At 73.1% G+C, this 13,877-nt stretch carries 9 protein-coding genes and 1 riboswitch; of the genes, 2 read left to right on the top strand and 7 right to left on the bottom strand.

Annotated elements, in window-relative coordinates:
* Positions 1 to 234: 234 nt before the first annotated feature.
* From IE305_RS25690 to IE305_RS25715, 6 genes are all read right to left on the bottom strand, one after another.
* Positions 235 to 981: a LysM peptidoglycan-binding domain-containing protein gene (locus IE305_RS25690; protein WP_190132129.1), complete on the bottom strand. Its 747-nt coding sequence runs from the start codon at positions 979 to 981 to the stop codon at positions 235 to 237.
* 3 nt (positions 982 to 984) lie between these two features.
* Positions 985 to 1,161: riboswitch (cyclic di-AMP (ydaO/yuaA leader) on the bottom strand.
* Between the two features lie 271 nt (positions 1,162 to 1,432).
* Positions 1,433 to 2,494, bottom strand: coding sequence for a LysM peptidoglycan-binding domain-containing protein (locus IE305_RS25695; RefSeq protein ID WP_190132130.1), 1,062 nt, complete (start codon positions 2,492 to 2,494; stop codon positions 1,433 to 1,435).
* 142 nt (positions 2,495 to 2,636) lie between these two features.
* Complete coding sequence (locus IE305_RS25700; RefSeq protein ID WP_190132218.1) at positions 2,637 to 3,968, bottom strand: cytochrome P450 family protein; 1,332 nt, start codon at positions 3,966 to 3,968, stop codon at positions 2,637 to 2,639.
* 42 nt (positions 3,969 to 4,010) lie between these two features.
* Entirely contained in the window at positions 4,011 to 4,430 is a 420-nt protein-coding gene (locus IE305_RS25705) for a DUF6479 family protein (protein WP_190132131.1), read from the bottom strand.
* A 76-nt stretch (positions 4,431 to 4,506) separates the two neighbouring features.
* Complete coding sequence (locus tag IE305_RS25710) at positions 4,507 to 5,499, bottom strand: nucleoside triphosphate pyrophosphohydrolase (protein WP_190132132.1); 993 nt, start codon at positions 5,497 to 5,499, stop codon at positions 4,507 to 4,509.
* A 71-nt stretch (positions 5,500 to 5,570) separates the two neighbouring features.
* Complete coding sequence (locus IE305_RS25715; RefSeq protein WP_190132133.1) at positions 5,571 to 6,191, bottom strand: SurA N-terminal domain-containing protein; 621 nt, start codon at positions 6,189 to 6,191, stop codon at positions 5,571 to 5,573.
* A 270-nt stretch (positions 6,192 to 6,461) separates the two neighbouring features.
* Between IE305_RS25715 and IE305_RS25720 the strand changes: the two genes are divergently transcribed.
* Positions 6,462 to 7,916, top strand: a complete 1,455-nt coding sequence (locus IE305_RS25720) for a DUF2079 domain-containing protein (protein WP_190132134.1) — start codon at positions 6,462 to 6,464, stop codon at positions 7,914 to 7,916.
* Positions 7,917 to 7,943: 27 nt separating this feature from the next.
* On the opposite strand, the gene mfd is transcribed toward IE305_RS25720, so the two are convergent.
* A complete protein-coding gene (gene mfd / locus IE305_RS25725) occupies positions 7,944 to 11,489 on the bottom strand; it encodes a transcription-repair coupling factor (RefSeq protein ID WP_190132135.1) in 3,546 nt (1,181 codons plus the stop codon).
* A 546-nt stretch (positions 11,490 to 12,035) separates the two neighbouring features.
* On the opposite strand from mfd, the gene IE305_RS33570 reads away from it, so the two are divergent.
* On the top strand, positions 12,036 to 13,865 hold the full coding sequence (locus tag IE305_RS33570) for a lytic transglycosylase domain-containing protein (protein WP_190132136.1): 1,830 nt from the start codon (positions 12,036 to 12,038) through the stop codon (positions 13,863 to 13,865).
* The last annotated feature ends 12 nt before the right edge of the window (positions 13,866 to 13,877 follow it).

A 13,877-nucleotide genomic window follows, 5' to 3' on the forward strand; every position in this document is an offset into this window, starting at 1 on the left:
GTTCTGCACCCCGAGCCTAACGGGCCCCGGAGGCTGTACCCGCCCTTGGACCGCACCCCGGCAGGAAAATTGGTACAAAAGCCGAAATGACGGGTCGGATTTCGGGCTGGAACGACGAGTCGGACAACAGGGCGTACGGCAGGGCGCACGACGGGCCCACGACGGGTCGCGGCAGAACGCCGAAGCCCCGCTCCGATGCGGCTCGGGGCGCGCATCGGAGCGGGGCGGCCGGGGTCAGCTGAGGTGCAGCTTCTGACCGGGGAAGATCAGGTCGGCGTCGGGAACGACCTTCTTGTTGAGCTCGTAGAGCTTCTGCCAGCCGCCCTTGACGTTCTGCGCGGTGGCGATGCTGCCGAGCGTGTCGCCTTCCTTGACCAGGTACTCGCCGTCACCCGTCTGCACGGCGCGCGGCTTGGCGTGCTTGGGCGCGGACTGGGTGGTGACCGGCGTCTCCTCGTCGTCCTGGACGGGCTTGGCGTGCTTGCCGGTGGGGCGCGTGGAGCGGTCGGCGTGGCCGCCGGAGGTGCCGCGGCCGGCCTTGGACGACTGCGACGACTTCGGGGTGGACTTCTTGGCGGAGCCGGAGCCGGAGGTGTCCACGTCGGCCTTGGCGCCGCCGCGGGTCAGGCCGCCCTCGCCGGCGCAGCCCCAGGCGCCGGGGCCCTGCATGGCGAGCAGGCGCTCGGCGGTCGCGATCTGCTGGTTCTTCGTGGCCAGGTGCGGCAGGGAGGCGTACTGGGTGCCGCCCGCGGCGCGCCAGGACTGCGCGGAGAACTGGAGTCCGCCGTAGTAGCCGTTGCCGGTGTTGATGGACCAGTTGCCGCCGGACTCGCACTGGGCGACCTTGTCCCAGGTCTGGACGGAGGCGGCGTGGGCGGAGGTCGCGACCATCAGCGGGGCTGCGACCGCGGCGCCGGTGACACCGGCGAGCGTGACGATGCGAACGGCTTTGGACGGACGACGGTGCTTGCCCTTGGACATGAGTCGATTCCTCACCGACGCCTACGAGGTGAGCTGTCGGGTTCGGGCTGTGAGTTCGCCCGGCCCGGTGCGAGCACCGGGCTTCACCCCTAGCCGTCCCGTTCCCGCGGCCACCGGCCGCCGGTCCGTTCCGGCACCTTCCCTTGGTTCCCCCGCTCCTGCCTACGGCGCTTGCGCGACGACTCCCCCGGCCGCCGGCAGGATTCGGCGTGGCGGCCGTGGTGCTCGCGGTGGCGAGCGGTGACGACGTTAAGCACAGGCGGCCCGCGGGTTCAAACCCTGCTTTTCGGCCACAGTTGCCTGAACTTACCGTTGACTCACCACCATTTCCCCAGGTAGGAGCAGGTTCCAGCGCTTTGGAACGGCGCCGTCCGCCCGCAAGTCAACGAGAGCCATGTCTCACTTTCGACTGGGACGGACATTCGACGTCAATCCGGCGGCAGGGGAAGGCCTACTGACGGACTTCCAGGTGCTGACCGGGGTGGATGAGGTCGGGATCGGATCCGACCACCTTCTGGTTCTTTTGATAGAGCGTCTGCCACCCACCGGAGACCGAATGCTGCTCGGCGATGACTGACAGATTGTCACCGGGACGCACGGTGTAGTCCTGTTCGCCCGCCTTGTCGGTACGCGTGGCACCGCCCCGCGAGGTGCGCTCATCGGTGCCGGAGCGCTGCGGCTCGGCCTGGTGGCGGCCCGCGTCGTCGCCGGTCGCGCCGCCCGCGGCGGTGTCACCGGCCGCGGGGGACGGCGTCGACGCGCCGTCAGCCGGCGTGCCGGACGGGGACGGTCCGGGCCGGTCGGGACCGGTCGAGGGTGCGGGGGTGCCGGACGGGCTGGTGCTGCCGGGGGACGGCGTGGTGGACGGATCGCCCGAGGGGTCCTTGCGGTGCTTGCCGGAGGGCGTGTCGGGCGTGCTGCCGGTGGTGGAGGAGGTGGACGGCGCGGGGGTGGGCGTGGCCGTGCCCTGCGAGGCGTCCGGTGCGGGCGTGGTGCTCCCGGCCGCCGGCGCGGACGGGGTGCCGGACGGCGCGGGGGTGGTGCGGCCGGTGCTGTCGCCGGTGCCGTGCGACGGCTCCGGCGTCGTACGCGGCGCCTGCGGCTCGGGCCGGCCGGGGTCGACCTCGGCGGCCGGCTCCTGCCGGGAAAGCCCCGACGACAGGCCGCAGCTGGGCCAGGCCGTCGGGCCGTTCGCCTTGAGGACGCGCTCGGCGACGGCGATCTGCTGCGAGCGGCTGGCGAGGTCGGGGCGCGGGGCGTAGTCGGTGCCGCCGTTGGCCTCCCACATCTCCTGCGTCATCTGCAGGCCGCCGGAGAAGCCGTTGCCGGCGTGGGCGCTCCACATGCCGCCGCTCTCGCACTGGGCGACGCGGTCCCAGGTCTCCGTGTCGGCCGCCTGGGCGCCGGTCGCGGCCAGCAGCGGCATGGCGATGCTGGCGCCGGTCACCCCCGCTGCGAGGACGACTGCGGGGACCTGCTTGGGGCGGCGATGTCTGCCAGTGCCGGAGCGCATGAACCGGGCCTCTCGTGTCGGCGGCTGCGTGATGGTCGTGAAAGATAGCCACGGCCTTCGATCATCACAAGCCGGCGTCGCGGAGGTCACACGGCGATAACGGCAGCTGACTTTCGGTCATACGCCCTGGTCGGAGGGCGTTTTACACCCCGTTTTCCGCCCCGTTGTCCGCCCCGTTGTCCGTCCCTTTCGCGGACTGCGGCGTGAAGGCCACCGGCAGGGTCCGCAGCCCGCGCATGATGAGCCCGCCGCGCCACCGCAGGTCGTCCGGGTCCCCGGCCAGCCGCAGGTCGGGCAGGCGGCGCAGCAGGGTCGCGAGCGCGGTCCGCCCCTCCAGGCGGGCCAGGGGCGCGCCCAGACAGTAATGGATGCCGTGGCCGTAGCCCAGGTGCTGGTTGTCGCGCCGGGCGAGGTCCAGGACGTCGGGGTCGGGGAATCGCGCGGGGTCCCGGTCGGCGGCGGCGAGCACCACCAGGACGGGGTCGCCGCGGTCGATCCGCTGCCCGCCGATGGTCAGCTCCCGGGTGGCGAAACGCCAGGTCGCGAGCTCGACGGGGCCGTCGTAGCGCAGCAGTTCCTCCACGCCCGTGGCGAGCAGCGCCTCGTCCCCCGCGGCGAGGGCGCGCTGGAGCCGTTCACGCTCCCCGGGGTTGCGCAGCAGGGCGTAGGTTCCGTTACCGATCAGGTTCACAGTTGTTTCAAAACCGGCGAACAAGAGGATGAACGCCATCGCGGCGGCCTCGTTCTCGGTGAGGTGCTCGCCGTGGTCACTCGCCCTGATCAGTCCAGAAATAAGATCATCGCCCAGATCCTCCCGCTTCCGGTGGATCAGTTCCGCGAGATACGTCCGCATCTTCTTCACCGAGCGGGCGACGCCGCCGCGCGGCCCGCCGCCGTGGCGGATCATCATTCCCGCCCAGTCGCGGAAGTCGTCCTGGTCCTCGCGCGGGACGCCGAGCATGTCGCAGATGGCGTAGATGGGGAGCGGGAAGGCGAACTCGTGGATGAGGTCCGCCTCCCCCTTCTCCGCGAAGGCGTCGATGAGCTCGTCCGTCAGCTCCTGCACGCGGGGCGCGAACTCCGCGACCCGGCGCGGAGTGAACGCCTTGGACACCAGGCGACGCAACCGTGTGTGGTCCGGGGGGTCGATGTTGAGCAGGTGCGTCATGAGGTTGGCGCTGCGCTCGCCGGGGATGCCGACCTTGCCCTTGCCGTGGGCCTGCTCGGAGTGGTGCACGGGGTTCTTCGACAGCCGCTGGTCGGCGAGCGCCTGCCGGGCGTCGGCGTACCGGGTGACCAGCCACGCCTCCACGCCACTGGGCAGCCGTGTGCGGTGGACGGGCGCGTGCTCGCGCAGCCAGGCGTACGCCGGGTACGGGTCGGTGGCGAATTCCCAGGTGAACAGGGGCGGGGCGGGCGGAGCACCGCCGGGAGCGGAGGTGGCGCCGGGGCGGTCGTTCGTCCGGTCGGTCATACGGTCGTTCGTGTCGTGCACGCCCCGACGCTACTCGGCCGGTCAGGGGCCGCCGGCCCCGCCGCTGCCGAAGGAGCCGCTGGTGCCCGGGTGCCACTTCTTGCGCTCCTCGTCGGGCTCCTCGGGGTGGCTGCCGGGGCTCTTGATCTCGTGCGGCAGCACACGTTCCCCGCTGGCCTCCGGGTGCAGCTGGTCGGCCTCTCGGTGCTCGACGACGTAGCCGATGCCCTCCTCGTCGGCGTGGCCGGGCCCGTGGTCCTCGGCCGGCCCGCGCTCCTGGGGCGTGCTCCACGCCCCCATGCGCCGCTGCGGCTGGCCGGGCGGCGGCGGTTCCCGGTCCCGCCACCGCTGCCCGAAGAAGAAGCCGAGGAGCAGCAGGGCGACGACGCAGAGCCCCACCAGGAAGGGGGCGGCCCCGCCCACCCAGGCCGGCAGGGCCAGATCCGTGAGATCGGTACGCATGGGTGACGGGTACCCGGCGACCGGCCCGTCAAGACCGCCGCTGGGCCGAACGAGTGGCGGACGAGTGGCGGACGAGTCAGTCCTCGCCCACCTCGCCGCCGTCCGCCGCGTGGCGGCGCTCCGCGGCCAGGATGGCGTCGCGGTAGGCGCGGGCCGCCGCGCGCAGCGCCGTCTCCGGCTCCGTACCGGCCGCCTCGGCCCGTACGGCCAGCGCCAGCAGCTCGTAGCCGATGCCCTCGCCCCGCGGCAGCGGCACGTCCAGGCCCTGGGCGCGGGCCCGGGAGGCGAGCTTGGCGGTCAGCGCCAGTGCCGGCTGGCCCAGCGGCACGCCCTCGGTGACCGACGCGCGGCGCTTCTCCGCGGCCTTCCGGCGCAGCCAGTGCGCCTTCACGTCCTCCGGCGTCTCGGCCCGCTCGTCGCCGAAGACGTGCGGGTGCCGGTGGACGAGCTTGTCGACGATCGTGCCCGCCACGTCGTCGACGGAGAACGGCTCGTCCGCGTCGTCCTCGGCGATCCGCGCGTGGAAGACGACCTGGAGCAGCACGTCGCCGAGCTCCTCGCGCAGCGCCTCACGGTCACCGGTCTCGATGGCCTCCAGCAGCTCGTACATCTCCTCCAGGCCGTACTTCGCCAGGTCCTCGTGGGTGCGGATGCCGCTCCACGGGCAGGCCCGCCGGATGCGGTCCATCACCTGCACGAGGTCCAGCAGCCGCGCGCCGGGCAGGTCGTACGAGCCGGGCAGCAGCTCCAGCGCCGGCATGGACTCGCGGCCGGAGCCGGCCAGCCGCGCCAGGCCGTCGGTGAGCGCCGACTCGCCCTCGCCGGAGGTGAGGACCACGACGCTGCGGCCGCCGTCGCGGCACTGGTCGACGAGCTCGCGCGCCGTGGGCGCGGCGTGCTCCACCTCGACGCCGGCCTCCCGCAGGTACGGCAGCTGCGGGTGGGCGGCGTCGGCGCAGGTCACGCGGTCGGCGCCGCGCAGTGCCTGCCAGGCGGGCCAGGACAGCAGGCCGGGGGCGACGCGGTGGCTGGTGGTGAGCAGGACGATGCGGCCGAGGGAGTCGTTCACACCGACCGAGCCTAGGCCGTGCCGGGCGGGCCGGCCCAGGCGGGCGGCACCCCCAGGTGACCGGCCGGGGCTCAGGCGGGGCGGCCGGCCGGCGGCACGTCGGCCCGGCGCAGCCACGGCTCGCTCGCCGCCTTGGCCGTGCCGCGCTCGGGGTCCCACGCCCCGTACCGCGGATTGATGTCGACGCGCATGGCGTCGGACGTCCGCACCAGCGCCTGCGTGGTCCGCGCCGGGCCCAGCTTCTGCTCCAGCTTGGCCCGCACCAGGCCGGCCTCCAGCTCCTGGTCGATCTGGCGGGGCGCGATGTTCGCGGCGAGGAAGCGGCCCTCGACCGCCCCGGACCCGCCCAGCATCCGCTCCACCTGCGTGCGGCGCTCCTGGAGCTCGCGGCGGGTGACGCCGACGCCGTTGTCCGCGCCGGCCCGCTCGATGATGCGGTACTGGATGAGCCGCACCAGCGTGTCCTGGCCCAGCCGGGAGCTGCCCGCCAGCAGCTGCTGGGCCTGCGGCGACTCGCGCTGCGCCCGCCGTACGTCCTCGACCTCGCGCTGGAGCTCCGAGACGGTGATCCGTTCGCCGCCGACCACCGCCGCCGCGCCGGGGTGCGGCGCCGAGCCGCACGCGGTCAGCAGGGGGGCCGCGGCGAGCAGCCCGGCGGCGGAGAGGGTGAGCGCGGTCCTGCGGCGGATCATGGGGCCTCCAGACAGAGACGTGAACGTACCGGCACGTGGGCGCATCGAACGGTGGGTCCGGCCGTGCGCGGCGGACCCGGGCGGAGCTGGTGGTGATCGATGGTAGGCAGTCACCGTGGCCCGGGCCACTGATTCGGCCAACGAGCGGTGGGGCGGCCAGGACCCGGCCGGTTGCGCAGTGCGCATATCGTCGGTGTGTCACCCCTGGACGTGCCGCCCCTGGACGCCGGCCGACCACCGACCGACCACCGACCGGAGAGAAGGACCCGCATGGACTCGGCCACCGCCGCCATTCCGGCACCGGGCCGGAGCACGGCCGAGGCCGCCTCCCCCGCCGCGCCCGGCCGCCTCGCGCGGCTGCGGGCACCCCGGCTCGACCCGTACTGGCTGGCCGCCGCCCTCTTCGCCGTCTACACGACGCTGTCGCTGAGCCGGCACCTGCGGATGCTCACCATGTCCTGGGACCTGGGCATCTTCGAGCAGGCCATACGCGGCTACGCCCATCTCCAGGCCCCCGTGGCCGACCTCAAGGGTCCCGGCACCAACATCCTCGGCGACCACTTCAGCCCCGTCACCGCGCTGATCGCCCCCTTCTACCGGGTCTTCCCCAGCCCCGTGACGCTGCTCGTCGTGCAGGCCGCGCTGTTCGCCGTGTCGGCCGTGCCCGTCGCACGGCTCGCCGCTCACCTGCTGGGCCGCGGTCGCGGCCTGGCCCTCGGCGTCGCCTACGGCCTGTCGTGGGGCGTGCAGCGCGCGGTCGACTTCGACTTCCACGAGATCGCGTTCGCCATGCCCCTGCTGGCGTTCGCGCTGGAGGCCGTCGTCCGGGGACGGTGGCGGGCCGCCGCCTGCTGGGCCGCACCCCTCGTCCTCGTCAAGGAGGACCTCGGCATCACCGCCGCCGCCGTCGGCGTACTGATCCTGCTGCGGGCCCGCCGCACCGAGCGGCGCGTCCCCGGCTCCGCCGTCGCCCTGATCTGCTTCGGCGCGGCCGGCACCGCCCTCGCCCTCGGCGTGATCATCCCCGGCTTCAACAGCGGCGGCTCCTACGACTACTGGAACAAGCTCAGCGGCGGCGAGGGCCCCGCCCCCGTCATCCCCGCCGACACCGCACTCCGCACCCTGCTGTGGACGCTGCTGCCCACCACCGGCCTGCTCGCCCTCCGCTCCCCCGTCCTCCTCGTCGCCCTGCCCACCCTCGGCTGGCGGTTCGCCTCCCACGACGACCACTACTGGGGCACCGACTGGCACTACAGCGCCGTCCTCATGCCCGTCGTGTTCGTCGCCCTCGCCGACGCCCTCGACCGCGCCCGGCACAGCACCACCCCGTGGCTCCGCCGGTACGCGCACCAGCTGCCGGCCGCCGTCGCCGCGGCGGCCCTCGCGCTCAGCGCCTCCCTGCCCGCGTACAGCCTGACGCTGCCCGAGACGTACCGGGTACCGGACAGCGTGAAGGCCACCGAACGGCTCCTGGACCGCATCCCCGACAACGCCACCGTCGAAGCCGACGTGACCCCCATAAGCCGCCTGGCCGGACGCTGCCGCGTCTTCTGGATCGGCGACACCCGCGGCATCGCCCCCGGCTACGTGGCACTGCGCCTGACCGACGGCAGGACCCCGCAGCAGCTCGCCGCCGACGCCCAGCACCGGCACCCGGGCACGCACTACGCCGTGCTGGGCACCGCCGGCGGGTACACGGTGCTGGAGCGGACGGGCACCCCGTAACGGATCCTTACGGGGCGCCCGCCGTCGTCACGACCCCAGAATCGTCGTCAGGAACTCGCCCGTCCACGCCAGCAGTTCCCGCCCGACCAGCGGCTTCCCGCCGATGGGCCGGGTCGCCGGGCGCGGCACCAGAATCTGCCGGGTGGCCGGCTTCATCACCGTACGCGGGTACAGCCGCTTCAGCCGCAGCTCCTGCGACTCGCGCAGTTCCACCGGGCCGAACCGCACGTTGCTGCCCTGGAGCGTGATGTCCGTGACCCCGCAGGCCCGCGCCAGCATCCGCAGGCCCGCCACCAGCAGCAGGTTCTCCACCGGCTCCGGCAGCTTGCCGTACCGGTCGGTGAGCTCCTCGCGGACCGCCTTGATGTCCTCCTCGCTGGTCGCCGAGGCGATGGCCCGGTACGCCTGGAGGCGCAGCCGCTCCCCGGGCGCGTAGTCGTGCGGGACGTGCGCGTCGACCGGCAGCTCGATCTTCACCTCCAGCGGGGCGGCCTCCTCCTCGGCACCGCCCTCCAGCGACGCCCGGTAGTCGGCGACGGCCTCGCCCACCATGCGGATGTACAGGTCGAAGCCCACGCCCGCGATGTGACCCGACTGCTCGCCGCCGAGCAGATTGCCCGCACCACGGATCTCCAGGTCCTTCATCGCCACGTACATGCCCGCACCCATCTCCGTGTGCTGGGCGATGGTGGCCAGCCGCTCGTGCGCCGTCTCCGTCAGCGGCTTCTCCGGCGGGTACAGGAAGTAGGCGTAGCCCCGCTCCCGGCTGCGGCCCACCCGGCCGCGCAGCTGGTGCAGCTGCGACAGGCCGAACGTGTCGCCGCGCTCCACGATCAGCGTGTTGGCGTTGGAGATGTCGATGCCCGACTCCACGATCGTCGTCGACACCAGCACGTCGAACTTCTTCTCCCAGAAGTCCACCACGACCTGCTCCAGCGCCGACTCCGACATCTGGCCGTGCGCCGTGGCGATGCGCGCCTCCGGCACGATCTCGCGCAGCCGCGCCGCCGCCCGGTCGATGGACTCCACCCGGTTGTGGATGTAGAAGACCTGGCCCTCGCGCAGCAGCTCACGGCGGATCGCCGCACCGATCTGCTTCTGGTCGTACGGGCCGACGAAGGTGAGCACCGGGTGCCGCTCCTCCGGCGGCGTGGTGATCGTCGACATCTCGCGGATGCCCGTCACCGCCATCTCCAGGGTGCGCGGGATGGGCGTGGCCGACATCGTCAGCACGTCGACGTTGGCCCGCAGCTTCTTCAGCTGCTCCTTGTGCTCGACGCCGAACCGCTGCTCCTCGTCGACGATGACCAGGCCCAGATCCTTGAACTTCGTCTCGGACGAGAACAGGCGGTGGGTGCCGATGACGACGTCGACGGAGCCCTCGCGCAGCCCCTCCAGGACGGCCTTCGCCTCCGCGTCCGTCTGGAAGCGGGACAGCGCCCGCACGTTCACGGGGAACTGCGCGTACCGCTCCGAGAACGTGCCGAAGTGCTGCTGGACGAGGAGCGTGGTGGGCACCAGCACCGCCACCTGCTTGCCGTCCTGCACCGCCTTGAACGCGGCCCGCACTGCGATCTCCGTCTTGCCGTAGCCGACGTCGCCGCAGATCAGACGGTCCATGGGGACCGACTTCTCCATGTCCTCCTTGACCTCGGCGATGGTGGTGAGCTGGTCGGGCGTCTCCGCGTACGGGAAGGCGTCCTCCAGCTCGCGCTGCCACGGCGTGTCCGGTGCGAAGGTGTGGCCGGGCGCCGCCATCCGCGCCGAGTACAGCTTGATCAGGTCGGCGGCGATCTCCTTGACCGCCTTCTTCGCGCGCGCCTTCGTCTTCGTCCAGTCCGCGCCGCCGAGACGGTGCAGCGTGGGCTGCTCGCCACCGACGTACTTGGTGACCTGCTCCAGCTGGTCGGTGGGGATGTACAGGCGGTCGCCGGGCTGGCCGCGCTTGGCGGGCGCGTACTCCACCAGCAGGTACTCGCGGGTGGCGCCCTGCACGGTGCGCTGCACCATCTCCAGGTACCGGCCGACACCGTGCTGCTCGTGCACGATGAAGTCGCCGGCCTGGAGGGTGAGCGGGTCGATGGTCTTGCGGCGCCGGGCCGGCATGCGGCCCATGTCCTTGCTGGTGGTGCGCTGGCCGGTCAGGTCGGTCTCGGTCAGCACGGCGATCTTCAGCGCCGCGTCGACGAAGCCGCTGTCCAGGCTCGCGCACGCCACGTGCACGACGGACGGGGACAGGCCGGTGAGGTCGGCGTCCAGGCGGGCGGGGATGCCCTCGCCGCCGAGCACCTCGACCGTACGGGCGGCGGGGCCGTGGCCCTCGGTGACGTACGCGGTGCGCCAGCCGTCGGACACCCAGCCCTTGGTGTCGGCCAGGGCGCGGGCGGTGTCGCCGCGGTAGCTCTCGGGGGCCCGCATGCCCAGCTTCAGCGTGTCGCCGTCGGTCTCGTCCTCGCCGGCGGCGAAGGGGCTCACCGACCACCACATCATGCCCAGCTCGCGGGCTCTGTCCCGGACGTCGGCGATGCCCCACAGCGACGCGGCGTCCACGTCGATGGGCGCCTCGCCGCCGCCGGCCGTGGCGGCCCAGGACGCCTGGAGGAACTCCTGCGACGTGGCCACCAGGTCGGCGGCCCGGGTGCGGACCCGCTCGGGGTCGCAGACGACCACCATGCTGCCGGCGGGCAGCACGTCGAGGAGCAGCTCCATGTCGTCGACGAGGGCCGGTGCGAGGGACTCCATGCCCTCCACCGCGATGCCCTCGGCGATCTTGCCGAGCAGTTCGCCCAGCTCGGGGTGGTCCTCGGCCAGGGCCGCGGCGCGCTCCCGCACGGCGTCGGTGAGCAGCAGCTCACGGCACGGCGGCGCCCACAGACCGTGCTCGGCGACCTCCAGGGAGCGCTGGTCGGCGACCTTGAAGTAACGGATCTCCTCGACGTCGTCGCCCCAGAACTCGATACGGAGCGGGTGCTCCTCGGTGGGCGGGAACACATCGAGGATGCCGCCGCGCACGGCGAACTCGCCGCGCTTCTCCACCAGTTCCACGCGCGCGTACGCGGCCGCGGAGAGGGCCGCCACGACCTGCTGCAGGTCGGCGCTCTGCCCGCTGCGCAGGCTCACCGGCTCCAGGTCGCCCAGCCCCTTGACCTGCGGCTGGAGCACGGAGCGCACGGGTGCGACGACGACGCTGACGGGGCCGGCGGCCGGGTCGTCCTTGCTGGGGTGCGCCAGGCGGCGCAGCACGGCGAGGCGGCGGCCGACGGTGTCGGAGCGCGGGGAGAGCCGCTCGTGCGGCAGGGTCTCCCAGGAGGGGTACTCCACGACCGCGTTCTCCAGCTCCGGCGGCAGGAGGGAGCGGAGCGCCGCGGCGAGGTCCTCGGCCTCCCGGGTGGTGGCGGTCACGGCCAGCACGGGCCGGCCGGCCCGTGCGGCGAGCGCGGCGATGGAGACGGGCCGGGCGGCGGGCGGCCCGACCAGGTCGACGTGCGGCCGGTTGCCGCCGGACGCGGCCTTCACCGCTTCGGCGAGCGCCGGATCCTTGACGACGGCGTCGAGCAGACCGTGCAGGCTCATGGAGAGATTCCGTCCCGGGGGTGGACAACGCGAACGGCCCGACGCGTGGACTACGGGCCGGGCGGTTCCAGCCTACGACGCCGTACGGACACGCGCCGTCCGCTTGTCCGCGGGGGCGGCGGGTGGCGGATGACTACGGAGAGTGATTGTCCTGCTACGATGGGAGGGGTGGGGGTTCCGGAGGGGGTGGGCGGGACATCTCTCTTGTGACAATACGCCCTGCTTTGCGGGCTGGTGGGTTGCGGGCGGCCCAACTACCGGCGGCGGCACAGGTGGAGGGCAGCCTCAGCCCGGCGTGATGCGGGCGCAGTACGGGAGCAGTACAGGAGCGGACGGGACGGCGTACGGGCCGGCTACGCACAACGGCGGGCGGGGGCGCGGCCGTACGCCTCTTGCGGGGGAACGAACGGCGAAGAAGCCGTGAAGCGGGCCCCCGGGCAAGACAATTGCGGCCAGAGGGAATTAGTGTTCGGTTCCATGGCCGAGGGGGGCCGGCGCCCTTGACCCCCTTCGCATGGCCGCCGGTCTCCGAAGGAAGCAGCCTCCGTGAAGATACTCCGAACCCGCGCTGCGAGCGTCTCCCGCCAGGGACTGTGCACCGCCCTGCTCGTCGCCAGCCTGACCACGGCCGCCGTCGGCGCCAGCCCGCCCCACAACACCGCCGACAGCGACCCCACCCCCGGCACCGACAACCCCCAGAGCCGGCCGCACGGCACGCCCAACCTGGCCCTGCCCGACCTCCGTCCGCGCCCCGGCGCGACCCCGCCGCCGGGCGGCGTCACGGGCGGCGGGCCGGCGGTCGAGGGCATCCCGTCCACGGCGCTGGCCGCCTACAAGAACGCCGAGAAACTGGCCGCCGACCTCTACCCCAACTGCCACATCTCGTGGTCGCTGATCGCGGGCATCGGCAAGGTGGAGTCGCAGCACGGCGCCATGGGCGGCCGGATGAACCCGGACGGCACCACGGAGAGACAGATCCTCGGCCCCCGCCTGACGGGCGGGGAGTTCGCCGTCGTCCCGGACACGGACGGCGGCCGCTGGGACGGGGACAAGGAGTACGACCGGGCCGTCGGCCCGACGCAGTTCATCCCGTCCACGTGGGCGAGCTACGGCATGGACGGCAACGGGGACGGCGTCAAGGACCCCAACAACGTCTTCGACGCCACCGCCGCCACCGCCCGCTACCTGTGCGCGGGCGGCAGGGACCTGCGGCGCCCCGGCGACCTCGACACCGCGATCCTCAGCTACAACAACTCGCGCGAGTACGTGAACGCGGTACTGGCGTGGGCCCGCAAGTACGCCAACGGCACGGACGCGCTGCCGGACGGCCCGGGACTGCCGCCGGTGCCGGGAGGCACGGGCTCGGGTACGGGCTCGGGCTCGGGTTCCGGTACGGGGACCGGCGCCGGTACGAACACGCCGGCCGGGCAGAAGCCGGGCGGAACGGGCAACTCCGGTACCGGGAACGCGGGCAGCAGCGGTCACGGCAGCGGCAGCACCGGGGGCAGCACGGGCCACAACGGCAGCGGCGGCACCGGCGGAAGCACCGGCACCGGAGGCAGTACCGGGGGCAGCACGCACCAGCCCGGTGGTGGCGGCAGCACCGACAAGCCGAAGCCGCCCACCCCTCCGACGCCGAAGCCGCCCACGCCGACCGTCGCGCGCCTGGAGCGCATCGGCAAGGAGCGGATCGAGGCCGAGGCGGGCAAGGCGTTCGCCGAGCGCCCGGCCGTACGGGCCGTCGACAAGGCCGGGAAGCCGATGCCCGCGGGCACGCGCGTCCAGTTCGAGATCATCGGCCTGAACGTCGCCCACTTCGCCGACGGCAAGCAGCTGGCCACCGTCACCACCGGCAAGGACGGCACGGCCACCGCGCCCGAGCTGATCGCGGGTGACAAGCCGGTCGCGTTCACCCTCCGGGCCACCGTCGACAACGGCGACGGCAGCCGCGTGACCCCCGTGGACTTCGCCGCCACCGTGAAGGAGGCGCCCGCGCCCGTCGCGGACACCCTCAAGCGGGTCGGCGACGAGGCCCTCAAGACAGCGCCGGGCACGGCGTTCGAGCAGAAGATCCAGGTGAAGGCGCTCGCCGGGGACAAGGCCGTCCCCGGCACCGTCCTCACCGTCGTCCTCCTCGACGACAAGGGAAAGCCCTGTGCCAAGGGCCCCTGGTTCAAGGACGCCGAGGGCAAGCCCGTACGGTCGCTCATCCTCCCGAAGACGGACAAGGACGGCACGGTGACGCTGCCGCAGCTCCACGCCGACGAGCAGCCCGGCACCTTCACCGTCCGCGTGTCCCTCAAGGACCCGCAGAGCGGCCAGGACGTCAAGCCGCTCGACATCACGGTCACCGTCGCCGCACCGGCGACGCACTGAGGCGCGGGGCGG

Origin of the sequence: Streptomyces mashuensis, from assembly GCF_014654785.1 — a bacterium.
GTDB lineage: Bacteria > Actinomycetota > Actinomycetes > Streptomycetales > Streptomycetaceae > Streptomyces > Streptomyces mashuensis.

What these genes read in the sequence shown, in the direction of transcription:
- mfd (WP_190132135.1), bottom strand. Translation starts at nt 11,489, where the DNA reads ATGAGCCTGCACGGTCTGCTCGACGCCGTCGTCAAGGATCCGGCGCTC.
- IE305_RS25720 (WP_190132134.1), top strand. Translation starts at nt 6,462, where the DNA reads ATGGACTCGGCCACCGCCGCCATTCCGGCACCGGGCCGGAGCACGGCC.
- IE305_RS25705 (WP_190132131.1), bottom strand. Translation starts at nt 4,430, where the DNA reads ATGCGTACCGATCTCACGGATCTGGCCCTGCCGGCCTGGGTGGGCGGG.
- IE305_RS25715 (WP_190132133.1), bottom strand. Translation starts at nt 6,191, where the DNA reads ATGATCCGCCGCAGGACCGCGCTCACCCTCTCCGCCGCCGGGCTGCTC.
- IE305_RS25700 (WP_190132218.1), bottom strand. Translation starts at nt 3,968, where the DNA reads ATGACCGACCGGACGAACGACCGCCCCGGCGCCACCTCCGCTCCCGGC.
- IE305_RS25695 (WP_190132130.1), bottom strand. Translation starts at nt 2,494, where the DNA reads ATGCGCTCCGGCACTGGCAGACATCGCCGCCCCAAGCAGGTCCCCGCA.
- IE305_RS25690 (WP_190132129.1), bottom strand. Translation starts at nt 981, where the DNA reads ATGTCCAAGGGCAAGCACCGTCGTCCGTCCAAAGCCGTTCGCATCGTC.